General features: G+C 70.0%; 24 protein-coding genes. 18 read left to right on the forward strand and 6 right to left on the reverse strand.

Annotated elements, in window-relative coordinates:
• Positions 1-8 precede the first annotated feature (8 nt).
• From kdsA to ACG02S_RS07615, 8 genes are all read left to right on the forward strand, one after another.
• Entirely contained in the window at positions 9-866 is an 858-nt protein-coding gene (gene kdsA / locus ACG02S_RS07580; protein WP_394469833.1) for a 3-deoxy-8-phosphooctulonate synthase, read from the forward strand.
• A gap of 4 nt (positions 867-870) precedes the next feature.
• Positions 871-1,158: a DUF1330 domain-containing protein gene (locus ACG02S_RS07585; protein ID WP_394469834.1), complete on the forward strand. Its 288-nt coding sequence runs from the start codon at positions 871-873 to the stop codon at positions 1,156-1,158.
• 5 nt (positions 1,159-1,163) lie between these two features.
• Positions 1,164-3,857 carry a DUF2339 domain-containing protein gene (locus ACG02S_RS07590; RefSeq protein ID WP_394469835.1) on the forward strand — a complete coding sequence of 898 codons (2,694 nt, stop codon included), beginning with the start codon at positions 1,164-1,166 and terminating at the stop codon, positions 3,855-3,857.
• Complete coding sequence (locus ACG02S_RS07595) at positions 3,838-5,103, forward strand: DUF3999 family protein (RefSeq protein ID WP_394469836.1); 1,266 nt, start codon at positions 3,838-3,840, stop codon at positions 5,101-5,103. Before ACG02S_RS07590 ends, ACG02S_RS07595 begins: the two co-directional genes overlap by 20 nt.
• Positions 5,104-5,198: 95 nt before the next feature.
• Positions 5,199-6,485: a phosphopyruvate hydratase gene (eno, locus tag ACG02S_RS07600; protein ID WP_394469837.1), complete on the forward strand. Its 1,287-nt coding sequence runs from the start codon at positions 5,199-5,201 to the stop codon at positions 6,483-6,485.
• A 4-nt stretch (positions 6,486-6,489) separates the two neighbouring features.
• Positions 6,490-6,795 (forward strand): septum formation initiator family protein, encoded by a 306-nt coding sequence (locus ACG02S_RS07605; protein ID WP_394469838.1) that lies wholly within the window; start codon positions 6,490-6,492, stop codon positions 6,793-6,795.
• Positions 6,795-7,406 (forward strand): nicotinamide riboside transporter PnuC, encoded by a 612-nt coding sequence (gene pnuC / locus ACG02S_RS07610; RefSeq protein WP_394469839.1) that lies wholly within the window; start codon positions 6,795-6,797, stop codon positions 7,404-7,406. Before ACG02S_RS07605 ends, pnuC begins: the two co-directional genes overlap by 1 nt.
• A complete protein-coding gene (locus tag ACG02S_RS07615; protein WP_394469840.1) occupies positions 7,403-7,921 on the forward strand; it encodes an AAA family ATPase in 519 nt (172 codons plus the stop codon). The genes pnuC and ACG02S_RS07615 overlap by 4 nt, the downstream gene beginning before the upstream one ends.
• Here the strand turns inward: ACG02S_RS07615 and ACG02S_RS07620 are convergent.
• From ACG02S_RS07620 to ACG02S_RS07630, 3 genes are all read right to left on the reverse strand, one after another.
• Positions 7,900-11,457: a hypothetical protein gene (locus ACG02S_RS07620; RefSeq protein ID WP_394469841.1), complete on the reverse strand. Its 3,558-nt coding sequence runs from the start codon at positions 11,455-11,457 to the stop codon at positions 7,900-7,902. The genes ACG02S_RS07615 and ACG02S_RS07620 overlap by 22 nt on opposite strands.
• 121 nt (positions 11,458-11,578) lie before the next feature.
• Positions 11,579-12,541 (reverse strand): Hsp33 family molecular chaperone HslO, encoded by a 963-nt coding sequence (gene hslO / locus ACG02S_RS07625; protein WP_394469842.1) that lies wholly within the window; start codon positions 12,539-12,541, stop codon positions 11,579-11,581.
• Positions 12,538-13,062, reverse strand: coding sequence for a gamma carbonic anhydrase family protein (locus ACG02S_RS07630; RefSeq protein WP_394469843.1), 525 nt, complete (start codon positions 13,060-13,062; stop codon positions 12,538-12,540). The genes hslO and ACG02S_RS07630 overlap by 4 nt, the downstream gene beginning before the upstream one ends.
• Positions 13,063-13,104: 42 nt before the next feature.
• Here ACG02S_RS07630 and ACG02S_RS07635 point away from each other — a divergent pair, with 42 nt between their 5' ends.
• The 10 genes from ACG02S_RS07635 (at position 13,105) to ACG02S_RS07680 (ending at position 22,855) form a co-directional block, all read left to right on the forward strand.
• Positions 13,105-13,884, forward strand: coding sequence for a ferritin-like domain-containing protein (locus ACG02S_RS07635; protein ID WP_394469844.1), 780 nt, complete (start codon positions 13,105-13,107; stop codon positions 13,882-13,884).
• Complete coding sequence (locus tag ACG02S_RS07640; protein ID WP_394469845.1) at positions 13,881-14,798, forward strand: DMT family transporter; 918 nt, start codon at positions 13,881-13,883, stop codon at positions 14,796-14,798. The genes ACG02S_RS07635 and ACG02S_RS07640 overlap by 4 nt, the downstream gene beginning before the upstream one ends.
• A gap of 35 nt (positions 14,799-14,833) precedes the next feature.
• Entirely contained in the window at positions 14,834-16,150 is a 1,317-nt protein-coding gene (gene aptA / locus ACG02S_RS07645) for an omega-aminotransferase AptA (protein ID WP_394469846.1), read from the forward strand.
• A 60-nt stretch (positions 16,151-16,210) separates the two neighbouring features.
• Entirely contained in the window at positions 16,211-17,380 is a 1,170-nt protein-coding gene (locus ACG02S_RS07650) for an esterase-like activity of phytase family protein (RefSeq protein WP_394469847.1), read from the forward strand.
• On the forward strand, positions 17,380-18,267 hold the full coding sequence (locus ACG02S_RS07655; protein ID WP_394469848.1) for a DMT family transporter: 888 nt from the start codon (positions 17,380-17,382) through the stop codon (positions 18,265-18,267). Before ACG02S_RS07650 ends, ACG02S_RS07655 begins: the two co-directional genes overlap by 1 nt.
• A gap of 9 nt (positions 18,268-18,276) precedes the next feature.
• Positions 18,277-19,128: a PIG-L deacetylase family protein gene (locus tag ACG02S_RS07660; protein ID WP_394469849.1), complete on the forward strand. Its 852-nt coding sequence runs from the start codon at positions 18,277-18,279 to the stop codon at positions 19,126-19,128.
• Positions 19,125-20,114 (forward strand): succinylglutamate desuccinylase/aspartoacylase family protein, encoded by a 990-nt coding sequence (locus tag ACG02S_RS07665; protein ID WP_394469850.1) that lies wholly within the window; start codon positions 19,125-19,127, stop codon positions 20,112-20,114. The genes ACG02S_RS07660 and ACG02S_RS07665 overlap by 4 nt, the downstream gene beginning before the upstream one ends.
• Positions 20,115-20,127: 13 nt before the next feature.
• Entirely contained in the window at positions 20,128-21,054 is a 927-nt protein-coding gene (locus ACG02S_RS07670) for a substrate-binding periplasmic protein (protein ID WP_394469851.1), read from the forward strand.
• 97 nt (positions 21,055-21,151) lie between these two features.
• Positions 21,152-21,796, forward strand: coding sequence for a DsbA family oxidoreductase (locus ACG02S_RS07675; protein ID WP_394469852.1), 645 nt, complete (start codon positions 21,152-21,154; stop codon positions 21,794-21,796).
• Positions 21,797-21,856: 60 nt separating this feature from the next.
• The gene (locus ACG02S_RS07680; RefSeq protein ID WP_394469853.1) at positions 21,857-22,855 is read left to right on the forward strand and encodes a recombination-associated protein RdgC; all 999 of its coding nucleotides are present in this window, start codon (positions 21,857-21,859) and stop codon (positions 22,853-22,855) included.
• A gap of 3 nt (positions 22,856-22,858) precedes the next feature.
• Here ACG02S_RS07680 and ACG02S_RS07685 read toward each other — a convergent pair whose 3' ends face one another.
• The 3 genes from ACG02S_RS07685 to ACG02S_RS07695 form a co-directional block, all read right to left on the reverse strand.
• Positions 22,859-24,070 carry a BLUF domain-containing protein gene (locus tag ACG02S_RS07685; protein WP_394469854.1) on the reverse strand — a complete coding sequence of 404 codons (1,212 nt, stop codon included), beginning with the start codon at positions 24,068-24,070 and terminating at the stop codon, positions 22,859-22,861.
• A 194-nt stretch (positions 24,071-24,264) separates the two neighbouring features.
• Positions 24,265-24,741, reverse strand: coding sequence for a CYTH domain-containing protein (locus ACG02S_RS07690; protein WP_394469855.1), 477 nt, complete (start codon positions 24,739-24,741; stop codon positions 24,265-24,267).
• The gene (locus ACG02S_RS07695) at positions 24,731-25,981 is read right to left on the reverse strand and encodes a DEAD/DEAH box helicase (RefSeq protein ID WP_394469856.1); all 1,251 of its coding nucleotides are present in this window, start codon (positions 25,979-25,981) and stop codon (positions 24,731-24,733) included. Before ACG02S_RS07695 ends, ACG02S_RS07690 begins: the two co-directional genes overlap by 11 nt.
• Positions 25,982-26,003: the final 22 nt, after the last annotated feature.

The following is a 26,003-nucleotide window of genomic DNA, read 5'->3' on the forward strand; positions in this document are numbered from 1 at the left end:
ACCACCCCATGAAGCTCTGCGGATACGACGTCGGCCTCGACAAGCCGTTCTTCCTGATCGCCGGCACCTGCTCCATCGAAAGCCAGCAGCTGTCGCTGGATGTGGCCGGCCTGCTGAAGGAAGCCTGCACCTCGCTGGGCATCCCGCTGATCTACAAGGGCTCGTTCGACAAGGCCAACCGCTCCTCCGGCACCACCAAGCGCGGTGTCGGCATGGACGCCGGCCTGAAGATCCTGGACGAGGTGCGCCGCCAGACCGGCCTGCCTGTGCTGACCGACGTGCATGACGCAACGCAAGTGGCCGAGGTCGCCAGCGTCGTTGACGTGCTGCAGACGCCGGCCTTCCTGTGCCGCCAGACCGACTTCATCCGCGCCGTCGCGCAGAGCGGCAAGCCGGTCAACATCAAGAAGGGCCAGTTCCTCGCGCCCTGGGACATGAAGAACGTCATCGACAAGGCCCGCGCCGCCGCGCGCGAAGTGGGCCTGAGCGAAGACCTTTTCCTGGCCTGCGAACGTGGCGTCAGCTTTGGCTACAACAACCTCGTTGCCGACATGACCAGTCTGGCCGAGATGCGCAACTCCGGCGCGCCGGTGGTGTTCGACGTGACCCACTCCGTGCAGAAGCCTGGCGGCCTGGGCGGCTCCAGTGGCGGTGCGCGCGAGATGGTGCCGGTGCTGGCCCGTGCCGGCGTCGGTGTCGGCGTGGCGGGCCTGTTCATGGAGACGCACCCGAACCCGGCCGAGGCCTTCAGCGACGGGCCCAACGCGGTGCCGCTCAAGCACATGAAGACGCTGCTGACGCAACTGGTGGCGCTGGACCGCGTCGTCAAGCAACAGCCGCTGCTCGAGAACGACTTCAGCTGCTGAACCCATGAGCGCGTACATCCTCGCCAACGTCAAGATCACGAATCCTGAGCAGTACGAGGACTACCGGCGGCTGTCCACGCTGGCCATGAAGGGACACGGCGCCGAGGTGCTGGTGCGCGGCGGCAAGACGACCGTGCTTGAAGGCGACTGGACGCCCGACCGCGTCGTGCTGTTGAAGTTCCCCACCCACGACGCCGCTCAGGCTTTCTACGACTCGCCCGAGTACGGCGCAGCGCGCGAGGCCCGCGAAGGCATCGCCGTCATGCGCATGGTGTTGATCGACGGCGTGTAAACGGCGTGCCGGTCCTCGCACTGTTGCTGGGCGCGCTCTTTGGCGGCTTCGCTGCCGAGAGCTTGATGGGCGCGTTCCTCGGCGCCGCCGTCGGCTGGCTTTTCTTGCAGCAGACCCGGCAAGGGCGGCGCATTGCCAGCCTGGAGCAGCAGCTCCTGGCACGCGCGCCCGCCGCTGCGCCGGCGCCGCGCCCGGCTGCAGCGCACGCGCCTGCGTCCCCTGCTTTCTCCGGGTCCGAGCCTGTCGAGGCAGCGGTCGTCCTGCCGGTGCCGCCGGTCATACCGACACCCATCGCCACGCCTCAGCCGGCCAAGCCCGCACCTGCGCCGGCACCCAAGCCGCGCCGGCCCATCCCCATGCCCGCGTGGGCGCAGCGCATCGCGGCGGCCAACACCATTGTCAAGGTCGGGCTGGCGATGCTGTTCCTGGGCCTGGTGTTCCTGGCGCGCTTTGCGGCCGAGAATGTCACCATGCCGCTGGAAGTGCGCCTGGCCGGCATCGGCGCCACCGGCGTCGTGCTGCTGGTGACTGGCTGGCGGCTGCGCCTGCGCTCGCGCGGCTACGGCCTGCTGCTGCAGGGCGGCGGCGTGGCGGTCGTCTACCTGACATTGTTCGCGGCCGTGAAACTGGCCGGCCTGCAGCCGATGGCACTGGTGTTCGCGCTGATGCTGTCCGTCTCGCTGCTCGCCGCGCTGCTGGCAGTCAAGCAGGACGCGCAGGCGCTGGCCATCGTCGCCGCGCTGGGCGGCTATGCGACGCCGCTGCTGCTGTCGACCGGTGGCGGCGCCATCGCGATGCTGCTGGGCTACTACCTCGTGCTCGGGCTGGGTGTGGCGCTGGTCGCCTGGTTCAAGCATTGGCCGCGGCTGAACCTGATCGCCTTCGGCTTCACCGCGCTGATCGCCAGCGCCTGGGGCCTGTGGAGCTACACGCCTGCCGACTACGCCGTCGCCCAGGGCTTCCTGATTGCCTACTGGCTGCTATTCACCGCCGTGCTGCTGATGCCGGGCCGGCGCGCACAGGAGCCGGAGCGCTGGCTGCAGTCCACGCTGCTGTTCGGCGTGCCAGTGTTCGGCTCGGGCATGCAGTACGCGCTGCTGAAGCCCGATTCGGTGGCCATCGCCCTGGCCGCGCTGCTGATCGCCGCGGCCTACGTGGGCCTGGCTGCGTGGGTGCGGCGCCGCGCCGCCCATGCCCTCGTGTTCGAAGCCTTCATCGCGCTGGGCGCGGTGTTCGGCACGCTGGTCATCCCCTTCGCGCTCAGCGCCGAGGCCACGGCCGGCGCCTGGGCGCTGGAGGGCGCGGGCGCCGTGTGGCTGGGCCTGCGCCAGCGCCGCCTGCGTGTGCTGGCCAGCGGCCTCGCGCTGATGGCGTTGGGTGGCGCGAGGTTGGTGTGGGCGATGACCCAGGGTGATGCGTCCCATGCGCCGTCGCAACTGCTCAACGCGCTGCTGATCGGCGCGGCTGGTCTGGGTGGCGCACGGTTCATGGGCCGCGATGACAGCCGCCCCTGGCATGCGGGCGTCGCGTTCGGGTTGGTGGGCTGGGGCGCGCTGTGGCTGGCGGTCGCGGCAGGCATCACGCTCGACCACTGGGTTCCGGCACCGCACGCGTGGTCCGTCGGCGTCGCGCTGGTCGCCGCCATCAGCGCTGTGCTGCTGGGCCTGCAAGCGCGGTGGCACTGGCCCGCGGCTGCGTGGCCGACGGCACTGCTGCTGCCGGCATGGTGCTTGCTGGGCCTCCTGGGCACCGTGCTGTACGGCGCGCCGCTGTCGGCAGGCGGCTGGTGGGCCCTGCCGCTCGCCTGGGTTGCGCAGGCGCTGGTGCTGCAACGCACGGCGCCGCACTGGCCCGTGCTGTTGAGCAACGCGACGCATGCCGGCAGCCTGCTGGCCTTCGCGCTGCTGGGCGCGCTGCAGGGCCGGCACTGGACCGCCGACCTGGGTGACCCCGGCAGCGCCTGGGGCTGGCTGGGCTGGCTGTTGGTGCCGGCGCTGCTGCTGGCCGGCGTGCTTTCCCAACAGCGCCGCGCGCCGCAACAGCAGGCGTGGCCGCTGCGCCTCGCACCTGCGACCTATGCCCAGGCTGGTGCCGGCGTGCTGAGTCTGGCACTCGCCGCCTGGGTGCTGATCGCCAACTGGGCCAGCCCCGGCAACGCCGCACCCCTGCCCTACTTCCCAGTGCTGAACCCGCTGGACTTGGGGCTGGTCGCTGCACTGCTGGCCGTCGTCGCCTGGCTGCGCAGCCCGGCCGCCGCGCGGTTGCCGTCGCAAGTGCTGGCTGTGCCCGCAGGCCTGGCTTTCCTGTGGCTGAACGGCATGCTGATCCGCTGCTTCCACCACTGGGGAGGCGTGCCGTATCACGTCGACGGCTGGCTGGATTCGCGCGGCGTTCAGACCGGTCTGGCGCTGCTGTGGAGTGCGCTGGCCCTGGTGCTCATGCTGCTCGGCACGCGCCGCCAGCAGCGCGCGCCGTGGCTGGCCGGCGCCGTGCTGCTGGGCGCCGTCGTGCTGAAGCTGATGGTGTTCGACCTGCAAGGCAGCGGCACCGTGCTGCGTATCGTCTCCTTCCTTGGTGTGGGCGTGCTGATGCTGGTGATCGGCTATGTGGCACCCTTGCCTGGGTCAACGGGTTCAACGGCTTCCGCGGGTTCACCAGGTTCAGCAAGTGCGGCCCGAGATGAAAAGACACCTTCTTGAACTGCTGCTGTTGCTGGCCGCCGCATCGGCCGGTGCAGCACCGCACCGCGCGCCGGTGCAGGTCAGCCAACCCGCGCCCTTCCTGACGCTGGACGCCACCGCCGAGGCCTGGCAGTACAGCCTGACAAGCGATCTGCGCGACTGGCAGTTGCTGGACGCCCAAGGCCGGCGTGTGCCGTTCGCGCTGCTGCCGGACAGCAGCTTCGTCACTCCCCCGGAACGCGAGCTGAAGCTGTTCGCGCTGCCACCGGCACCCAAACTCGCTTCGGCACCGCGCCAGCGTGTGCCGGCCGGGTGGCTGCTGGACCTGGGCGAGCCCGACCAATGGCCCGCGCAGCCGCGCCAGCTGCGCCTGCACTGGCCCGCCGGCACTGCTTCCTTCCAGTCCGGATACCGCCTCGAAACCAGCGCCGATCTGCAGACCTGGCAGTGGCTGGGCACCGGTCAGCTGCTCGGCCTGCAGACGGCGGACGGCACGCCGCTGGCCCAGCCGCTGGTGATGCTGCCGGGCCGGCCACAGCGCTATCTGCGCCTGGTGTGGGACGACCCCACCCGAGCTGTCCAGCCCGAAGCCGCCACGCTGCTGGCCCAGCCCGCTGGCACGGCGCCGCAGCAGCTCACGCGCTCTGCGCCGCTGCCTGCACCCGACGCGGAGGGCGGCTGGGTCGTGCCCCTGGGCGGCCCGCAGCCACTGCTGACCGTGGCACTGTCCGGCACGCAGGGCACCTGGGTGCTGCCCGTGCAGGTGCAGACACGCGCCGGCCCGCAGTTGCCGTGGAAGACCGTCGCCCGCACGGTGTTCTACCGCGTGGACCGCGGCGGCTCGGCGGCCGACGTCGCCCCTGCACTGCCCTTCCCGGCCGGCATCAGCGAGCTGCGGCTGCTGCCGCCGCGCGGCACCGCCCTGCCGCCGGCCGGCAGCCTGCGCCTGGACTGGACGCTGCGCGTCCCCCGCATCGTCTGGGCCGCGCAGGGCGAGCCGCCATTCAACCTGCAGGTGGGCATCGCCACAGCGGACAGCGGCCCGCGTGCGTTGACCGACGTGGTGCCCGACTGGGCGAGCGAGCAATCCCGCTTGGGCCAGGCCAGCCTCGGCACTTTCATCGCACAAGCCGAGCCGGCCGCACCCGCGCTGCCCCCGCGCCGCATGCTGCTGTGGGCCGTGCTGGGCCTGGGCGTCGCCGCACTCGCTGCGGTGACATGGCGGTTGTGGAAGCAGGGGCCAGCCGCTGAGACCAGCACTTAAACTCCCGCGCCTGCACAGGCCGATTGATGTGACGCGGTAACGCCCGTTTGGCACACTGCGCCCGCCCGAATTTTTCACTTCCCTGGAGATACTGAATGAGCGCCATCGTTGACATCGTCGGTCGAGAAATCCTCGACAGCCGCGGCAATCCCACCGTCGAGTGCGACGTGCTGCTGGAGTCCGGCGTCATGGGCCGCGCCGCCGTGCCGTCGGGCGCATCCACCGGCTCGCGCGAAGCCATCGAGCTGCGCGACGGCGACAAGGGCCGCTACCTGGGCAAGGGCGTGCTGAAGGCCGTCGAGCACATCAACACCGAGATCTCCGAAGCCGTGCTGGGTCTGGACGCGGCCGAGCAGGCCTTTCTGGACAAGACCCTGATCGACCTGGACGGCACCGAGAACAAGAGCCGCCTGGGCGCCAACGCGATGCTGGCCGTGTCGATGGCCGTGGCCCGCGCTGCCGCTGAAGAGTCCGGCCTGCCGCTGTACCGCTACTTCGGCGGCATGAACGGCAACCAGCTGCCCGTGCCGATGATGAACGTCATCAACGGCGGCGCGCACGCCAACAACAGCCTGGACCTCCAAGAGCTGATGATCGTCCCCGTGGGAGCGCCGAGCTTCCGCGAAGCGCTGCGCTGGGGTGCCGAGGTCTTCCACGCGCTGAAGAAGATCCTGCACGACAAGCACATCTCCACCGCCGTGGGTGACGAAGGCGGCTTCGCGCCCAGCGTCGAGAGCCATGAGGCCGCCATTCAGCTGATCCTGCAGGCCATCGACAACGCCGGCTACCAGGCGGGCACGCAGATCGCCATCGCGCTGGACTGCGCCGCCAGCGAGTTCTACAAGGACGGCAAGTACGTGCTCGAAGGCGAAGGCGGTATCCAGCTGAACTCGCTAGAGTGGACCGACATGCTGGCCACGTGGGTCGACAAGTACCCCATCATCTCCATCGAAGACGGCATGGCCGAAGGCGACTGGGACGGCTGGAAGATCCTGACGGACCGCTTGGGCAAGAACGTGCAGATCGTCGGCGACGACCTGTTCGTCACCAACACCAAGATCCTGCAGGAAGGCATCGAGAAGGGCATCGCCAACTCGATCCTGATCAAGATCAACCAGATCGGCACGCTGACCGAGACCTTCGCTGCCATCGAGATGGCCAAGCGCGCCGGCTACACGGCCGTCATCTCGCACCGCTCGGGCGAGACTGAAGACAGCACCATCTCCGACATCGCCGTGGGCCTGAACGCCGGCCAGATCAAGACGGGTTCGCTGTCGCGCTCGGACCGCATGGCCAAGTACAACCAGCTGCTGCGCATCGAGGAAGATCTCGGCGACGTGGCCGTCTACCCTGGCCGTGCCGCGTTCTACAACCTGAAGTAAGCGCTTGAAGGTTCTTGCCCTGGTCTTGGCGACTTTTTTGGTCGCCATCCAGGCCCAACTGTGGGTGGGCCGGGGCAGCCTTCCGTACGTCGCTCATCTCCGGGAGGAGGTAGCGGCGGCGCGCGCCGACAACGACAAGGCGCGCGCGCGCAACGACCAATTGCAGGCCGAACTGCGCGACCTGCGCGAAGGCCTGGAAATGGTCGAGGAGAAGGCCCGCTTCGAGCTGGGCATGATCAAGGCCGACGAGGTCTTCGTGCCGCTCGCACCCGTGCGGCCGGCGTCCGCCGCTTCCCCCGTCTCGCGCTGATGCTGGCCACCTTTTGGGCGGCGCTGCTTGCGCCGGCCTTCACCGCCTTCGGCAGCCCCATCTCGTGGCTGGAACTGGTGGCCTTCGTGCTGGCGGTATGGATGGTCGTCTGCAACATGCGCGTGAAGCTGCTGGCCTGGCCGCTGGCTTTCATCAGCTCGCTGATGTACTTCGCGCTCTTCTGGGACGGCAAGCTCTATGGCGAGGCCGCGCTGCAACTGCTGTTCGCAGCGCTGGCGTTGTGGGGCCTGTGGCAATGGCGCTTCGGCCGCACGCAGGACGGCGCGGCGCTGAGCGTGCGAAGCCTGGGCCTGCGGGGCCTGCTGAAGCCCGCGCTGCTGACGCTGGCCGCGTGGCCGCTGCTCGGCCTGTTCCTGGACCGCTACACCGACAGCCCGCTGCCCTACTGGGACGCGTTCCCGACCGTTGCGAGCCTGCTGGGCCAGTGGTTGCTGGCGCGCAAGTACGTGGAGAACTGGCCGACCTGGATCGTCGTCAACGCGGTCAGCGTGGTGCTGTTCGGGCTCAAGGGCTACTGGCTGACCGTCATCCTCTACGCCGGGTTCATACCGATGAGCGTCATCGGCTGGCGCGCCTGGAGCCGCGCTTGAGCGTTCTCGTCGCGCTGCTGGGCGCGGAATGCACCGGCAAATCGACGTTGTCGGAGGCGCTGGCGAAGCATTTCGACGCCGGTCTCGTCACCGAGTACCTGCGCGAGTGGTGCGCCACCCACGGCCGCACGCCCCGGCAGCACGAGCAGGCGGCCATCGCCGCCGAGCAGGCCGCACGCATCGAGGCGGCATCTCGTCGGCACGCGCTGGTGATCTGCGACACCACGCCGCTGATCACGGCGCTGTGCAGCGAGCACTACTTCGGTGATGACTCGCTCACCGCGGGCGCGCTCACCTTCCAGCGCCGGTGCGGGCTGACGCTGCTGTGCGCACCCGACCTGCCGTGGCAGGCCGACGGTTTCCTGCGCGACGGACCGGCGGTGCGCGAGCGCTTCGACGCCCGCGTGCGTGCCGCGCTGACGGCCGGCGGCATCCGCTGGGTCGACATTGCCGGCGCCGACACCGAGCGCATGGCCGCCGCCATCGCGGCCATTCAGCGCCCGAGCAGCAGGTAGTCGAACAGCTGCGTGCCGCCGGCCCCGCCCAGCGGCACCAGCATGGCCTTCAGCAGCGGCTGGTCGAAGAAGGACGCGAACGCGCCGCGCTGCTCGTTCTCCACCTGCGCGATCAGCCGCTTGAACGGTTCGACGAGGTCGCTCATGGGCTTGCCGCTGCCGGCCAGCCAGCGCAGATCGGCCTGCATCGACTCCAGCGCGCGTTTGCGCGTGGCCTCGGCCGACTGCTTCAGCAGCAGCGTCAGCCCAATCAGCACCACGACGTAGAAGCACACGCCCACGGCCACGGCGGGCGTCAGCGCCCAGTTGTCGAACAGCCGGCTGCGCGCCACTACCAGCAGCGCCAGCACGACGAACGGCCCGATGACCAGCCGCGCCACGGGCGCGCTGCGGCGGGCCACCACCTGCACGTCAATCCAGTCGTCCAGCAGCGTGTGCATGGTGAAGCCGCCGCCGGCCTTGCTGCGGTCCTCGGGCCGCGCACTGACGCGCTGCGACCACAGCGCCTGGTGCTCCTCGCCCAAGCCGCGGGCAAACGCGGTGATGGTGTCGTCGGGATAGAAGCTGCGCCCGACGTTGAGGTGGCGCACGAAGCGCACCAGCAGCACCGTCGTGTCCGCCACGGCCACGATGAGCAGCGGCAACAGCAGCAGTATTACGTACAGCGTCGCCTGGACGATCTGGCGGTGCTCCGCGCCGCGCACGGGCACCTCGGGAATCTGCCCCTCGGACAGCCCGAGGAAGATCAGCCCGACCAGCGCAATGGTCAGCACGAACCACACCAGCGTGCGCGCCGCGCGAGGCCGGGCCTCGCCGCGCTCGCAGTACTCGCGCCAGAGCTGATCGAAGTCGCAGCTGTAGCCCACGCCCGGGCGCCAGAAGAGCACGCTGATGTGCTCGAACCAGCCGTTGACCAGGCCGCGCAGGTGGCTGCGCTCCACCGGCTGCGGCGCCGGGCGCGGCAGGCGCAGCCAATCCGAATCCTCGCGCAGCCGCGCCAGCGTGCAGGCCCAGGCCCAGTCCAGCGTCCACAGGATGGCAAACAGCGCCAGCAGGTGGATGAGATGCGATGGCCAGGCACTGACGCCCTCCAGCCACACCACCGGCTCGCAGGTGTTGCAGGTCGCCGTGCCCTGCCAGCCGGTGGCCGGCCAGGCCAGCCACAGCCACACGCCCACCACCATCAGCAGAACGACCAGGTGCAGCCGGTCCACGCCCGCGTGCTGGTGCGGCGGCGGGGGCTGCTCGCGCCGCGCCGACAGCAGCGCCGGCAGCACAGCCAGCAGCGCGCCGAACGCCGCCAGGCTGGCCAGCAGCAGCGCGTGGATGAAGTCGAGCCGGCTGGGCAGCACGAATTCGATGAGGCTGGCCAGCACGTAAGAGAACAGGCCAGCGTGCAGCGCCACCAGCACGATGGCCGTCATGTCCATCTGCGGCTGGTTGTCGCGCGTCGGGATGCGCAGGAACACCGTGCGCGCCTGGCGGATAGCCGGGGTAGACGGCCACACGGCCAGCACCGTGCCCATCAGCCCCACCATCAGCACGGCCACCAGGATTCGGCCCGCGCCGCTAGTGGGCGGACGGGCGTCGAGGGCGTAGCCGGCCAGCGGCACGCTGTTGCTGCGCCCGATCTCGTACAGCGACGTGTTCTGCAGCGCCAGGTCCAGCGCAGCCTGCTCGCGCTGCTTGCAGGCGTCGTCGCGGCAGCCGGCGCGGCGCGCAGCGACGTAGGTGCTGGTCTGGTAGATGTCGCGCAGCGGCGGCGTGCCGGCCTGCAGGTCCACCGGCAATGCACCGCCGGCCTGCGGCAGCGGCGGGTAGAAGGCCAGCGGCAGGCTGCTGGCGACCACCAGGTTGCGCGTGAAGGCCTGCGTGCGCGGGTGCAGGTAGCGCGCGTCCAGGTCGGTCGAGAAGAACATGCGGTCGGAGAAGTCCTCGTGCAGCGCCTGCAGAACCAGCAACTTGTCATGCACGTCGTTGGCGAAGATGCCGATCGCGCTGATGGGCGCCATCTGGCGCTGCGTCTCGCTGCGCTTGAGCTCCGCGCCGAGCCGGCGCAGGTAGTCCAGTTGATCGCGGCTCTCGGGCCATTCCAGCGTCGCGGACTTGCCCGTGGCCGGTGCGGCGGCCTGGCCTTCTCGTGTGGTCACGCCGTCCAGCCCGCGGAAGAAATACACCACCTCCAGCGTCAGCTTGCCCTCGCCTTGCGACAGCCGGTGACGCAGCTCGGCCACCAGCGACTGCGCGTACAGCGAGTCGCGCTCGGCCACCACCACCACGCGCCGCTGCGCGTTCTGCGGCAGCCTCAGGCGGACTTCGGCATCGAGCTTGCGCATCAGGTCACCGTCGGTGCCCACGGTGCGCTGCAGCACCACGGAGCGACGCGGCGTCTCGCCGGTGATGCGGTTGAACTGGTCGGTGACGAAGGCGTCCAGGTCCTGCCGGTTCAGTTCAGCCAGCATGCGGTTTGGCGCGGTGGACGCCGAGTTGTAGAACTCCGCATGCGACAGCAGCTTGTAGCCCTGCTGCACGTCACTCTCCAGCACCAGGCCGCTGAGGCTGCCGCCACTGGAGCAGCGCACCGCCGCCGCTGCCGCGGCTGCTGGCGTGGTGCCATCGGTGCCGGTGTTGGCGCGGTCTGCCGCACAGCGCAGGTCGGCCAGCGCCATGCGCAGCGCGTCGGTGGACGACGGACCGATGATGGCGAGGTTGGGGCCGGCATCGTCCTTGTCGTCGAAGCGGATGCGCGCATTTGCCCGCGCCTCATCACCCATCAGCTGCTGGGCCAGCCGGGCCAGTGCATCGAGCTTGCGGTTGGGGAGCGCGTTCTCGTCGACCCACAGCACGGCCACCTGGGCATAGCGCGCGCTGCCCTTGGCGCCTGGCTTGTCGCGCGGGCCGCTGCGCAGCGACAGCAATTCAAACGGCACGACGAACGAGTTCTTGGCCTTGACGGCCTGTGCCTGGCGCGCCGCGCTGGCCGGCAGCGCCGCCCTGTTGGCGCCGCTGTCCGGCGGCTCGGCTTCCAGCAGGTCGAATTCCAGCAGGCTCAGCCGCTCGGCGTTGTCGGGCACGTAGTCCATCGCCAGCAGGCCGGCGAGCGCGGCATAGCGCGTGCGGCGGCGCGCCTCCTCGGCGCCGACGAAGTCCGCGCCCGGCAGCAGGCCCAGCACGACCAGCGTGTCGTCCAGCCGCTGGTCGCGGTCGCGGTCCAGCTTGGCGAGCATCTGGCGCGGGTCGCGCGCCTCGGCCACGCGGTCGCGGCAGTCGACATCAACCTCGCGCGAGGCCTGTTTGCGGATGCGCTCGCAGCGGTCGGTGCGCTCGGTCTCGTAGCGGCGCAGCGCGGCGAAGGGGTCTTCCCACAGTCGCGCGTTGACTTCCAGCTCGGGGTCCAGCGGCGCCTGCGCACGCGCCTTCTCGGCCGGGCGCAGCGGCTCGAACGCGTGCGGCGCCAGCTGCGTGCTGGCGACAAACGCCACCAGCACCGCCACACTTGCCCACGGAAAGCCGCCGCCGAAGCCCTTGTCCGCCATCACGTACTCCCGGCCCTCGTGACACGGGGCCTGGCGGGCAAGCTCTCAGCTTGGCGTGCCGGCGTCAATCACCCACATCGCCGGCATCCTCAGAACACATGACGGCGACGTTGCGTCGCGGCTACTGCAGGCTGCTCCCGCCCGTAGCCTCGGGCGGATTGCCACCGGGCGTGAACAGTGCGCCGACATCCACCGCGTCGAACCGGTAGTGCCGGCCGCAGAAGTCGCAGCCGATCTCGATGTCGCCGCGCTCGGCCAGCACGCTGTCCGCCTCCTCCCGGCCCAGGCCGCGCAGCATCTGACCGACGCGCTCGCGCGAGCAGGTGCACGCGAAACGCGGCACCTGCGGCTCGAAGCGCGTCACGGTCTCTTCCCAGAACAACCGGCGCAGGACCGTGTCGGCGTCCAGTGTCAGCAGCTCCTCGGACGTCAGCGTGGCGGCCAGGATGCTGATGCGGTTGAACGCATCCGACAGGCCGATGTCGTCTTCGTTGCGGCGCCCTTCCAGGTTGCCCTCGCCCTCGACCGGCAGGCGCTGGATCAGCAAGCCGGCGGCGATGTCGCCGTTGGCAGCCAGCACGAGCTTGGTGTCCAGCTGCTCGGACTGCAGCATGTAGTGCTCCAGCACCTCGCTCATCTTCTGCAGTGGCTCGTGATGGTCGCCGTAAAGCGGCACCACGCCTTGGTAGGGCTGCTGGCCAGGGAACTTGTCTTTCGGGTCCAGCGTGATGACACAGCGGCCCTGGCCGCGGGGGTTGACCATGGCTTCGAGCGAGGCACCGGGCGCCACCGTACCCACGCACTTGGCCGTAGCGCGGAAGGCCAGATCCGGCTGCGCCTCGGCCACCGCCAGCTTGACCGGGCCGTCGCCCATCACCTGCAACACCAGCGCACCGTTGAACTTGATGTTGGCCTGCATCAGCACGGCCGCAGCGCTCATTTCGCCCAACATGTCGCGCAGCTCGGGCGGGTACTCCTGACCGGGCTCGCGGCGGCTCAGCAACTCGCGCCACTCGTCGGTCAGTCGCACCAGCATGCCGCGCACCGGCAGGCCGTCGAACAGAAATTTATGGAGTTCGCTCATCGGATTCTTTTCAGGCCGCCGGCATAGCGGCGGCCGTTGTTGACGTAATGGGCCGCGCTGGCCTTCAGGCCGGCGATCTGCGCCTCGCTCAGTTCGCGCACGACCTTGGCCGGCGCGCCCACGATGAGGCTGCCGTCCGGAAATTCCTTGCCCTCGGTGACCAGCGCGCCGGCGCCGACGACACAGTTGCGGCCGATGCGGGCGCCATTCAAGACCACTGCGCCGATGCCGATGAGGCTTCCGTCACCGACCGTACAGCCATGCAGCATGACCTGGTGGCCGACCGTCACGTTCTGGCCGATGACCAGCGGCGAGCCGTGGTCGGCATGCAGCACCGAGCCGTCCTGGATGTTGCTGCCCGCGCCGATGGTCAGTGTGTCGCTGTCGCCGCGCAGCACCGCGTTGAACCACACGCTGACGTTCTCGCCCAGCGTCACGCGCCCGATGACCTCGGCGCTGTCGGCCACCCAGGCTGTGTCGGCCAAGTCGGGCACATGCTCGTCGAGCTGGTAGATCGCCATCGCAGGCCTCCCGTGAAAACACCTGATTCTAAAATTCCGCCGATGTCCGATCTCCGCCTGGCCTCGCTCGGCCCTCTTTTGATTGCCGATGCCCCCGCCAAGGCGCGCGCCACGCTGGCACTCGACGCCACGTTGCCCGTCGCTGTCGACGCCGTCATTGCCGAGCCGGCCGGCATCCCCGGCCGCCCGGCACGGCCGCAGCTTGTCGAGCACATCCGCCTCAAGCCCCCGTCGATGCGCACGCCGGCCGGCATCGCCGCGCTGGTTCACGCCATCGCCCATATCGAGCTGAACGCCATCGACCTGGCGCTGGACGCCTGCTGGCGCTTCCCCGGCATGCCCGAGGCCTTCTACCGCGACTGGCTGCGCATCGCGCAGGAGGAGGCCACGCACTTCACGCTGCTGCGTGAGCACCTGCTGGGCCTGGGCTTCGACTACGGTGACTACGACGCCCACAACGCGCTGTGGGACATGGCTGAGCGCACCCAGCACGACGTGCTGGCCCGCATCGCGCTCGTGCCGCGCACGCTGGAGGCCCGCGGGCTGGATGCGTCGCCCGCCGTGCGCGCCAAGCTGATCGGCGCCGGCGACCACCGCGCGGGCGAGATCCTGGACATCATCCTGCGCGACGAGATCGGCCACGTGGCCGCGGGCAACCGCTGGTTCCGCTTCCTGTGCAACCAGCGCGGGCTGGAGCCGGTGGCGACCTATGCCGAACTGGCCGCGCGCTACAAGGCTCCGAAGCTGCGTGCGCCTTTCAACCTGTCCGCCCGCCGTGCCGCCGGCTTCGACGACGCCGAACTGGCTGCGCTGCAGCCATGACGCGCATCCAGGCCAACCTGCTGCTGACGCTGGTCGCGCTGATTTGGGGCTCCGCCTTCGTCGCGCAGAGCCGCGGCATGGCGGACGTGGGCCCGCTGCTGTTCACTGGCGTGCGCTTCCTGATCGGCGCGCTGGTGGTGCTGCCGCTGGCCGTGCTGGAGTGGCGGCGCCTGGGCCGCCAAGGCCGGCCGCTGACGCCGCTGGACGGCACGCACATCGCCGGCCTGGGCCTGTTGATGACGCTGGGCGCCGTCATGCAGCAGGTCGGCATCCAGTTCACCAGCGTGACCAATGCCGGCTTCCTGACTGCCATCTACGTGCCGCTGGTGCCTGTGCTGGCCTGGCTGCTGCTGCGCCAGGTGGCGCACTGGTCGGTGTGGCCCGCTGCGGCGGGCTGCCTGGTGGGCGCCTTCCTGCTGTCGGGCGCGCACGAGCTGGACGTCGGCCTGGGCGACCTGTGGGTGGCCGGCTCGGCCATCCCGTGGGCCGTGCACGTGCTGATGGTGGGCCGCTGGGCCGACCGCATGGGCGCGCCCTTTCTCGTCGCCTGCGGGCAGTTCGCCGTCTGCGGCCTGCTGTCGCTAGCCGCCGCCTTCACGCTGGAACCCGTGCGCTGGGCCGGCCTGGTGGCCGCCACCTGGCCCATTGCCTACACCGGCGTGCTGTCGGTGGGCATCGCGTTCACCGCGCAGGTCGTGGCGCAGCGCTACGCGCAGGCGGCGGACGCGGCCATCATCCTGTCGGCCGAAACGCTGTTCGCCGCCGCCTTCGGCTTCGCGCTGCTGGGCGAACGGCTGGACAGCGCCGGCCTCGTCGGCTGCGGCCTGATGCTCGCGTGCATCTTGCTGGTGCAATTGCTGCCGCTGGTGGGAACCCTGAGGCGTCGGCAAATTCTGACAACCCCGTCAAATTAGCCCATAGACTTTGCGGTGCTTCAGAGGAGCCCCGCATGAGCGCTGACGTTTCCAAGCTAGACGCGTACTGGATGCCGTTCACGGCCAATCGCCAGTTCAAGCAGGCGCCGCGCCTGCTGACCCAGGCGGACGGCATGTTCTTCCGCGACGACAAGGGCCGCGAGGTGCTGGACGGCATCGCCGGCCTTTGGTGCGTCAACGCGGGCCACAACCGCCCGAAGATCGTCAAGGCCATCCAGGACCAGGCCGCCGAGCTGGACTTCGCGCCGCCGTTCCAGATGGCCCACCCCAAGGCCTTCGAGTTGGCCGAGCGGCTGGCGGCGATCGCGCCCACGGGCATGAACCGCGTGTTCTTCACCAACTCGGGCTCCGAGGCGGTGGACACGGCGCTGAAGATGGCTATCGCCTACCACCGCGTGCGCGGCGAAGGCGCCCGCACCCGGCTCATCGGCCGCGAGCGCGGCTACCACGGCGTCAACTTCGGCGGCATCTCTGTGGGCGGCATGGTGGCCAACCGCAAGATGTTCGGCACGCTGCTGGCCGGCGTGGACCATATCCGCCACACGCACGACCCGGCGCGCAACGCGTTCTCGGTGGGCATCCCCCAGCACGGTGCCGAGTTTGCCGACGACCTGGAGCGGCTGGTGGCGCTGCACGACGCCTCCACCATCGCCGCCGTCATCGTCGAACCCGTGGCCGGATCCACCGGCGTGCTGATCCCGCCCCAGGGCTACCTGCAGCGGCTGCGCGACATCTGCGACAAGCACGGCATCCTGCTGATCTTCGATGAGGTCATCACCGGCTTCGGCCGCACCGGCAACCCGTTCGGCGCCCAGACCTTCGGCGTCACGCCCGACCTGATGACGGTGGCCAAGGGCATCACCAACGGCTGCGTGCCGATGGGCGCGGTGTTCGCGCAGCAGAAGATCCACGACGCGTTCATGACCGGGCCCGAGCACCTGATCGAGTTCTTCCACGGCTACACCTACTCGGCCCACCCGCTGGCCTGCGCGGCCGGCATCGCCACGCTGGACACCTACGCCGACGACGAACTGCTGACCCGCGCCGCGCGCATGCAGGACGAGTTTGCGAAGGCGCTGCACTCGCTGCAGGGTGAGCCCAACGTCATCGACGTGCGCAACATCGGCCTGGTCGGCGGCATTGAGCTGAAACCGCTGGACGGCCAGCCGGCCAAGCGCGCGTTCAACGTGTTCCTGGACTGCTGGGACCAGGGTCTGCTGATCCGCACCACCGGCGACACCGTCGCGCTGTCGCCGCCGCTGATCATCGAGAGCAGCCACATCGAACGCATCATCGACACGCTGCGCGGTGCGCTGCGCCGGGCGGCCTGACATCAAGCCCAGATAGACTGCGCGCCCGCCGCGGCCACGAGCTGCCGCTCAAGGATCTCCATGAAGTATTTGCCCCGCTGGGCGCTTGCCGCCGGCCTGACGCTGGCCGCGCTGCCCGCACTCTCCCAGACGCTGACCTACCTGGGCCAGCAGATCGTGCCGACGTCGGCCACCTTCCGCGGCCTGCCCGCGGGCGGCCTGTCCAGCATCGACTACGTGGCCGCCACCGGCCATTACCTGGCCATCTGCGACGACCGCAGCGACCGCGGTCCGGCGCGCTTCTACGAACTGGCGCTGGACCTGTCCAAGTTCCGCCGCAGCGCGACACCAGGCGACGCCGGCGTCAGCTGGGTCAACATGACCACCATCCAGGACCTGAACGGCCAGCCTTTCGGCCGCAACCAGGTCGACCCGGAGAGCCTGCGCCTGGATGCGCGGCGCCAGCTGATCTACTGGTCCAACGAAGGCCAGCGCATGAACACCGGCCTGCAGAACCCCACGCTGCGCCGCATGCACCCGGACGGCCGCCCGGCGGGCGAGTTCACCCTGCCGGCCTACTACCTCCCCACCGGCAGCGCCGGCGGCTTGGCTGCGGGCGACACCGGCCCCTACAACAACCTGGCGTTCGAAAGCGTCGCCCTCACGCCCGATGGCAAGTCGCTGTGGACCATGACCGAGAACGGCCTGGCGCAGGACAGCCTGCCCACGGCGGTGGGCCGCGGCAGCCGCGCGCGCATGCTGTCCTTCGACCTCGACACCGGCAAAGCCGGCGCCGAGTACATCTACGACGTGGCACCGCTGCCGTTCCCGCCGGCGCGCGAGGGCGATTTCGCCACCAACGGCGTGCCCGACATGCTGGCGCTGTCTGACCACGAGTTCATCGTCATCGAGCGCGCCTATGCCGTTGGCGCCGCCACGCCGGGCGTCGCGGCGCTGAACCAGCAGCCCACCAGCAACACCATCAAGCTGTTCAAGGTCGACACCCGCGGCGCGACCGACGTGTCTGGCTGGACCAGCATCAAGGGCCGCGAAGTGGTACCCGTCAAGCGCACCCTGCTGCTGGACCTGTCCTCGCTGACGCACGACGACGGCAGCGTGCTCGCCGTGGACAACATCGAAGGCATCACGCTGGGCCCCGTCATCAACGGTAAGCGCACGCTGATCCTGGTCTCCGACAACAACTTCAACCCGGCTCAGTTCACGCAGTTCATCGCACTGCTGATCGATTGATGCATCCGGTCCCCTGGCGCTCCTACGCGCTGCTGACCGCCAGCACCTGCCTCGTCGGCAGCTACGTGGGCCTGTCCAAGCTGCTGGTGCTGGCCTTCCCGGTCTTTCTGCTGGCCGGCATGCGCTTCGGCATCGCCGCCGTGCTGATGGCCGGGTGGCTGAAGAAGCCGGCCCACGAGGCGCCGCTGGATGCGCGCTCCAAGGGCCTGCTGTTCCTGGAGTCCTTCCTCGGCAACTTCTTGTTCTCGATCTGCATGCTGTTCGGCTTGCGGCAGAGCTCGGCGGTGGTGGCCGGGGTCATCCTGGCGGGCATTCCGGCGGCGGTGGCGCTGCTGAGCCGCGTTTTCCTGCGCGAACGCCTCGGCGGCCGCACGCTGGCCGGCATCGCCTGTGCGGTGGGCGGCATCGCGCTGGTTGCGACCGGCCGCCAGGGCGGCGCCGACACCACGCCGCTGGGCGCTTTGCTGCTGGTCGCCGCCGTGTTCTGCGAGGCCGCCTATGTCGTCATCGGCAAGCAGTTGACGGCCGGCCTGGGCCCGCGGCGCATCAGTGCACTGATCAACCTGTGGGGTCTCGTGCTGGTTGCACCGCTGGCGATCTGGCAGGCCTTCAGCTTCGACTTCACAACGCCTCACGCGCTGGACTGGGGGCTGCTGGGCTATTACGCCGCCACGGCCAGCGTCATCACCGTTTGGCTGTGGATGGCCGGCCTGCAAGGGCTGCCGGCCTCGCAGGCCGGCGTGTTCATGGTGTTCCTGCCCATCAGCACGGCGCTGGTGGGGCTGGCGCTGGGCGAGACGGTGTCGGCGCAGCAGGCGCTGGCCTATGGCCTGGCCTTATCGGGGGTGCTGCTGGCCACATGGCCGCGCCGGACGGCGCCTCGGTAGGATGGCGGCATGTCCCTGGAAGCCGACCTCGCGCGCTGGCGCGAGCACCTGACCCGATTTGCCGCCCTGCTGGGCGATCCGCCCGACCGGCACGCCCCGCCGGACCAAGAGCCTGTCCCGGGCCACTGTCTCATCTTCGCCCCGCACCCCGATGACGAGTGCATCGTCGGCGCGCTGCCGCTGCGGCTGCAGCAGGAGGCCGGGTGGCGCGTCAGCAATGTGGCAGTCACGCTGGGCAGCGACCCGCGCCGCCGCGCCGCCCGCTGGGCCGAGGTGCAGGACGCCTGCCAGGTGCTGGGCTTTGACTGCATCGCCGTCGGCGCGGACGGCCTCAGCGATGTGCGCCCCGACACCGCCGAGCGCGCGCCCGCGCTGTGGGCCGCGCATGTGGGCGCCATCGCCACACTGCTGGACCGCCACCGCCCGGCGCTGGTCGTGCTGCCGCACGCGCTGGACGACAACCCCAGCCACCGCGGCGTCTACCGGCTCGTGGTGGAGGCCGTCGCGCAGGCGCAGCTGGACACGGTGCTGGCGCACACCGAGTTCTGGTCCACCCAGGCCAGCCCCAACACGCTGGTGCAGACCGGCATCGCAGACACGGCGCGGCTGATCGCCGCGCTGGAGCGCCACACCGGCGAGATCGCCCGCAACCCCTACCACCTGCGCCTGCCGGCCTTCCTGGCCGACACGGTGCGCCGCGGCGGCGAGCTGGTGCTGGGCGCCGGCGAGGCGCCGCCCGACTTCGCCTTCGCCACCCTGTACCGCCTGGTCGCCTGCCGCAACGGCCACCCGGCGGGCGACCTGCCCCGCCACGTCTGCCCGGCCGACCGCGCCTTGACCTCCGCCTTGCTCACACGATGACCCAGCCCACCCACCTCCCGACCCATCTCCGTGTGCATCAGTTCGCCGGCCTCCAGCCCGGTCCGCGCTTCCTCGTGACGGGTGCGGTGCATGGCAACGAGATCCACGGCACGAAGGCGATGGCCGAGATCATTCGCCAGCTGGACGCCGGCGAGTTGGTGCTGACGCGCGGCACGCTGACCTTCGTGCCCGTCGTCAACCCGCTGGCCCACCAGCTGGACCGCCGCGAGGGTGACCGCAACCTGAACCGCAACCTGCGACCGCCCGTCATCGCGCAGGACTTCGAGGACCGCATCGCGCGCGTGCTGTGCCCGCTGATCGCGCAGCATGACGGCATCTTGGACCTGCACAGCTTCCAGGGCAACGGCCCAGCCTTCGCGATGATCGGCCCGCGCAACAACACGGGCGAGCTGGAGCCGTTCTCGCAAGAGGCCACCGAGTCCGCACTGGCCGCAGCCTTGGGCGTGGGCCGCATCGTGGAGGGCTGGCTGTCCACCTACGCTTTGGGCCTGCAGCGCCGCCAGCAGCGCACGCACGACGGCTCGCGCCGCGCGTCGCTGATCTCCGACCCGCACTACGGCGTGGGCACCACAGAGTACATGCGCTCCACCGGCGGCTGGGCCATCACGCTGGAATGCGGTCAGCATCTGGACCCGAACGGCCCCGAGGTCGCGCGGCTGGCCATCCTGCGCTCGCTGGTGTTCCTGGGCATGCTGGACGAAAGCGCGGTCGCGCCACACCGCCCTGCGCAGCCGCCTGAACTGCTGCAGCTGTACGACGTCATCGACCGCGAGGACATGGGCGACACCTTCGAGCGCGAGTGGGCCAGCTTCGACGCCATCGACCTCGGCCAGCGCATCGGCACCCGCGCCAGCGGCGAGCCGGTAGTGGCGCCCAGCGAAGGCCGCATCGTGTTCCCCAACGTGCGCTCGCAGCCCGGCACCGAATGGTTCTACCTGGCGCGCCCCAGCGACCGCCAGCTCTGAAGGTTCCGGTGCGATGAGGCTGCTGCCGGCGTTGCTGCTGGCCTTGGCGGGCGCACTGCCCTGCCAGGCCGCCACGCCACCGGCGCCGGCCGCCGTACAGGTCGTCACCATCCCCTACATGGAGCGTGAGGCCCCGCACCGCGTCTACGCCGACCGCCTGCTCGCGCTGGCGCTGTCGTTGTCCAGCGACCGCTACGGCCCCTACCGGCTGGAGCAGCAGAAGCAGGAAAGCGTCATCCGCCGCCAGTTACTGGAGCTGGAGCCCGGCGGCACCCTGAGCGTGGCCGTGGCCATGCCGTCCGCCGAGTGGCTGGAGCGCGCGCGAGCGGTGCGCTTCCCGCTGATGAAGGGCCTGTCCAGCTTTCGCTTCTTCCTCGGTAGCAAGGCCAACCAGCCGCTGTACGACGGCGTCCACCACATCGAGGACTTGAAGCGGCTCAGCATCGGCCAAAGTCCGGGCTGGTCCACCATCAAGCCGTTGCAGGACAGCGGCTTTCGCGTCGGTATCGGCGGTGCCCACGCCACGCTGATCCCGATGCTGCAGTCGGGCCGCTTCCAGCTGCTGATGCGCAGCGTGTTCGAGGTCGGCCCCGAGCTGCAGGCGCATCAACGCCAGCAGCCTGACCTGATGATCGTGGACGACTTCACCGTGTTCACCTACATGCCCATGTACTACTTCGTCGCGCGCGACCAGCCTCGGCTGGCCGAACGCATCGAGTACGGGTTGAAGCTGGCGCACGCCAGCGGCAAGCTGGACCGGCTGTTCGTCCAGTACTTCGGCGCTAGCCTGGCGTTGCTGAAGCACCGGCAGCTGAAGGTCTTCCGCATCCCCAACACCAACATTGACCCCGGCTTCTTCCAGCGTGACCGGCCGTTCCTGCTGGACGCCGTCATCGCCGCCGAACTGAGCGCCGCGCCAGGCACCGCCGGTGCCCGGTGATGACGACGCCTCTGCGCTGCCCGAACCTGCAGGCCACCTGCGCCGCCGTACAGCCCCTGTCGGCACCGGGGCGTTGGCGCCGCGTGAAAATGCCGGCATGCGCATCGACTTCATCTCCGACATCGTCTGCCCCTGGTGTGCCATCGGCCTGTACTCGCTGGAGGCCGCCGCGGCGCGCATCCCCGGGCTGCAGCTGCACCTGCACTTCCAGCCCTTCGAGCTGAACCCCGACATGGGCCCCGAGGGGCAGGACATCGAGGAGCACCTGGCGCAGAAGTACGGCGCCGGCCCGGCCCAGCTGGCCGGCACCCGCCAGGCGATCCGAGAGCGCGGCGCCGCGCTGGGCTTCGACTTCCGCTCCGAGGCGCGCAGCCGGATCTACAACACCCGCGACGGCCACCGCCTGCTGCATTGGGTGGAAGAGACCTTCGGCGCCGTGCAGCAACGCACGCTGAAGGTCGCGCTGCTGAAGGCCTACTTCACCGAGGGGCGCAATGTGTCCGACCGCGCCGTGCTGCTGGACATCGCCGTCGCCGCGGGCCTGCCCGAGGCCGACAGCCGCGCGCTGCTGGATAGCGATCGCTACGACGCCGACGTGGCGGCCGCCGAAGCGCACGTGCACCGCCAGGGCATCCACGCCGTGCCGGCCATCGTCATCAACCAGCGCCACCTGATCCAGGGCGGGCAGTCCGTCGAGGTGTTCGAGCAGCTGCTGCGGCAGGTGATGGCCGAGCCCGTCTGAGACAATGGCGCCCTGTTTCCGAAGCCCGCCGCTGGCGGGCTTCTTGTCTCTTCAGAGCCCATGTTCAAGAACCTGATCACCTACCGCATTGGCGAAGGCTGGACCGCTGATGCCCAGCTGCTCGCCGAACAACTCGGCAAGGAGCCCTTCCTGCCCTGCGCCCCCACCCAGCCCCTGGCCGTAGGCTGGGCGCCGCCTCGCGGCGTCGAGCACGCGCCGCTGGTCGAAGTGGTGGACGGCCACTGGCTCGTCAAGCTCAAGCGCGAGCAGCGCCTGCTGCCCTCCTCCGTCGTCAACGAGCGGCTGGACGAGCTGTGCGAGCACATCGAGGAGAGCACCGGCCGCAAGCCCGGCAAGAAGGCCCGCAAGGACCTGAAGGAGCAGGCCGAGCACGAACTGCTGCCGCGCGCCTTCACCAAGACCTCGGCCACGCAGGTCTGGATCGCACCCAAGGACGGCCTGCTGTTCGTCGATGCCGGCTCCAGCAGCCGCGCCGATGAAGTCGTCACGCTGCTGATCCAGGCCAGCCCGGGCCTGTCGCTGCAGCTGGTGCAGACGGCCGAAAGCCCGGCCGCCGTGATGGCCGCGTGGCTGATGGACGGCGTGACGCCCGAGGGCTTCCAGATCGAGCGCGAGTGCGAGCTGAAGGGCAGCGACGAGCAGAAGCCCGTCGTGCGCTACGCCCGCCATTCGCTGGACATCGACGAGGTTCGCGCGCACCTGACCAGCGGCAAGATGCCAACGCGTCTGGCACTGAGCTGGAACGAGCGCGTGGCCTTCACACTGACCGAGAGCTTCACGATCAAGAAGATCAGCTTCCTGGACCTGGCCTTCGAGGGTAGGCCCGACGTGAGCGGCGACGAAGCGTTCGACGCCGACCTGGCGCTGGCCACCGGCGAGCTGGGCCGGCTGATCCCGGCGCTGATCGAAGGCCTGGGTGGTGAGCACGACTTCGCTGCGGGCGCCAGCCCCGCCTCGACCCCGACGGCCCAGGCAGCCCCAGTGCCGGTTGCGTTGCCGGCAGGCGAGCAAGCCGGCAGTGATTCGCCGCCCTGGTGAACTTCAGCCGGGCGGGCAGCGGCGCGTTGCCGCTGACACCACGTCCAGCGCGCTGGCACTGCCCGCATCCGCGCCCACCTCGGTGCTGGCCTGCGGACGGTCGTGAAAGATGCGGCCATCCACCGTCACCACCAGCGCGGGGTTGAGCGAACCTTCGCGCGCGGCGCGGATGGACGCCGCCATCGCCGGCAGGCTGTGCTCGCGCGTGAACGCCGGGCTCAGCGACAGGTCCAGCACGTCGAACCAGCGCTCGTGCACGACCTGGCTCAGTGCTGCATCCGTGGCGGGGAATTCGCAGCTCACGTCCCAACCCGCGCGCCAGAACATCTCCGATGCGATCACGCTGCCCAACAGATGTGGCTCGCGCGGCGATGGCGCCACCAGCACCGCACAAGGCACGGACAAATGCGGCAGTGCCGGGTCGGCGCTCAGGCGCTCGGCGCTGGCGCGGCGCAGGGCCACCTGCATGTGACCCAGGCCCAGGGTCACGTCCAGTTCGCTGCAGTCGTCGGACTGCCACAGATCGCCCAGCGCCCGCGCCGCAGGCTCGAACAAGCCGGCACAGAGCTGGCTGATGGTGCGGCCCTCGGCGCGCAGCTTGTCGATCATGGAGAAGGCCTGCCGGGGCTCGGCGGTCAGCAGCAGCTGGGCCAGCTCGACGGCACGCGGGTCGGCAATCGGCACGGCCATCGGCAGCACCGCGTGCTTGGCCAGCAACTCGGGCACGATGACGTCTTCCACGAGCGCCTGCAGCGACCGCCGATCCGCCCTCACCTGCGCACTCACCTGCGCCTTGACGGGCGTGGTGCTCAGCACATCGATCAGCCCGGTGCGCAGCAGCGCCTCGCCGCGGCGGCGACGCAACGTCAGCGCACTGCCCCCGAAGAAGCGCACGGGCGTGGTCGACTGGCCCAGCAGCGTGATGTCGGTGTGCCGACGGTCGTGCAGGATGGACTGCCAGACGCGGTTCACGCCCTCAGGAGGCCCTTCCAGCCATTGCAGGAAGCGGCCCTGGTCATAGACGAGCAGGCCGGTGATGTTTTCCTGGCGGTTCCTCATCTGCGACGACTGCGTCAGTCGCTGAAGATGCATGTCGGAGAGCGGCGCGCTGGCACGGCTCTCGTACAGCACGCTGGACAACTGGACCATCGAGGCGGCGTTGCTCGCCGCGCGGGCCGACGGGCCGCGGGAACCGGGTGACAGCCTGACGGGCATGGCGTGCTCCTTGTCTCCGACGGCGCGGCAAAGGCGCTGTCGGACGGCGGTACTGAGACCGTAGCTGGGCATGCTCCGTTCGCGCCCAGGCACTGTCAAGAGAGCTTTACTGAAGACCCGGCGCCTTCCTGAAACCCGCTTCAGCGTCGGGCACACCCTCACCTGGCCGGCCAGGGACGCTGGGCCCGCTCAAGTCAGTCGCCTGATGGCCAGCGCTTGTAGGGGTGAACGGCAAGGTTGGCGTTGACGTAGCGCGCGTCGCCGGTGACCTCGTCGCCCACCCAGGCCGGGCAGGTGAACGGCTGGTCCTCGGACTGCAGCTCGATCTCGGCGACGACGAGGCCGGCGTTGGCGCCGAGGAACTCGTCGACCTCCCAGGTCATGCCGTCCACCTCGCACAGGTGGCGCACCTTCTCGACGACCGGGCCGTCGGCCAGCGCCAGCAGCTGGTGCGCATCGGCCAGCGGGACGGCGTATTCGAACTCGGCACGCGTGGCCCCTTGAGTCGCGCCCTTGATGGTCAGGAAGGCTTGCTCACCGGCGATGCGCACGCGCACCGTGCGCGCCGGGTCGCGGCTCAGGTAGCCCTGGCTGAAGCGGATGGCGCTAGAGGCCTGCGTGCGCCACCCGTCGCTGGCCACAAGGAATTTGCGTTCAATCTCAATGCCCATCGGCGTCCCCTGCAGCGCGAGCGGCGGCCTCGCGCAGCTTGTCCTTCTTGCTTTTGCGCGTGGCGCTCTTGATGCCGCCCGTGGCCTGCGCCTCGCTGGCCACGGCCTCGGGCTCGAAGCCCGCCAGACGCTCGCGCGGTACGCGCTGGTCCCGGCGTTTCTCGATGAGGCGGAAGTGGCTCTCGGCGTTCTCGGCACTGTCCGCGCAGATGAAGCTGACCGCCACGCCCCGCGCGCCGGCACGACCGGTGCGGCCGATGCGGTGCGTGTAGTCCGCCGCCGAACGCGGCAGCTCGTAGTTGATGACGGCGTCCAGCGCATCGATGTGCAGACCGCGCGCGGCCACGTCCGTGGCCACCAGCACCTGCACCTCGCCGGACTTCAGCGCGGCCAACACTTCGCGCCGGGCGCCCTGGCTCAGTTCGCCGTGCAGCACGCCAGCCTTGAAGCCGTGCGCGAACAGCTTGTCCGACACCAGCTCGGCGGTGTAGCGGCTGGCCACGAACACCAGCGCGCGCGGCCAGGCTTCGTCGCGCAACAGCTGGCGCAGTGCGGGCAGGCGCTGGGCACGGTCGAGCTGAAGAGCGCGCTGCGTGATCTGCGGCGGCGCCTCCTCGATGACGATGCGCTCGGGCTCGTGCAGCAGCGCGTCGGCCAGCGCCTGCACGGCCGGCGCAAAGGTCGCCGAGAACAGCAGCGACTGGCGCCGCGCGGGCACCAGCGCCAGCACGCGCTGCAGTTCGTCCGCAAAGCCCTGGCCCAGCAGGCGGTCGGCCTCGTCCAGTACCAGGTGTTGCACACCGGCAAGCTGCAGGCCGTTGTGGTCCAGCAGGTCCAGCAGCCGGCCGGGTGTGGCCACCATCACGTCGCACCCACCGCGTAGCGCCATCAGCTGCGGGTTGATGGAGACACCGCCGAAGGCCAGCGCGATCTTGGGCCGGTGCAGCAGCCGAGCCGCCAGTTCGCGCAGCAGCTCGGCCGTCTGCGCGGCCAGCTCCCGCGTAGGCGCCAGCACCAGCACGCGCGGCCCGGGGCGCGCGGGCGACTCGACCAGCCGCTGCAGCAGCGGCAGCACGAACGCAGCGGTCTTGCCGGAGCCGGTCTGGGCGATGGCGAGCACGTCGCGGCCGGCAAGCACCGGCGGCAGCGCCGCAGCCTGGATGGCGGTGGGAGCGTGATAGCCCTGCTCGCGCACGGCGCGCAGCAGGGCGGGCGTGAGGCCCAGTGATGCGAAGGACATGCCCGATTGTCACGGGTGACGG

This window comes from Pelomonas dachongensis, from assembly GCF_043555865.1.
GTDB classification, from domain to species: domain Bacteria; phylum Pseudomonadota; class Gammaproteobacteria; order Burkholderiales; family Burkholderiaceae_C; genus Pelomonas; species Pelomonas dachongensis.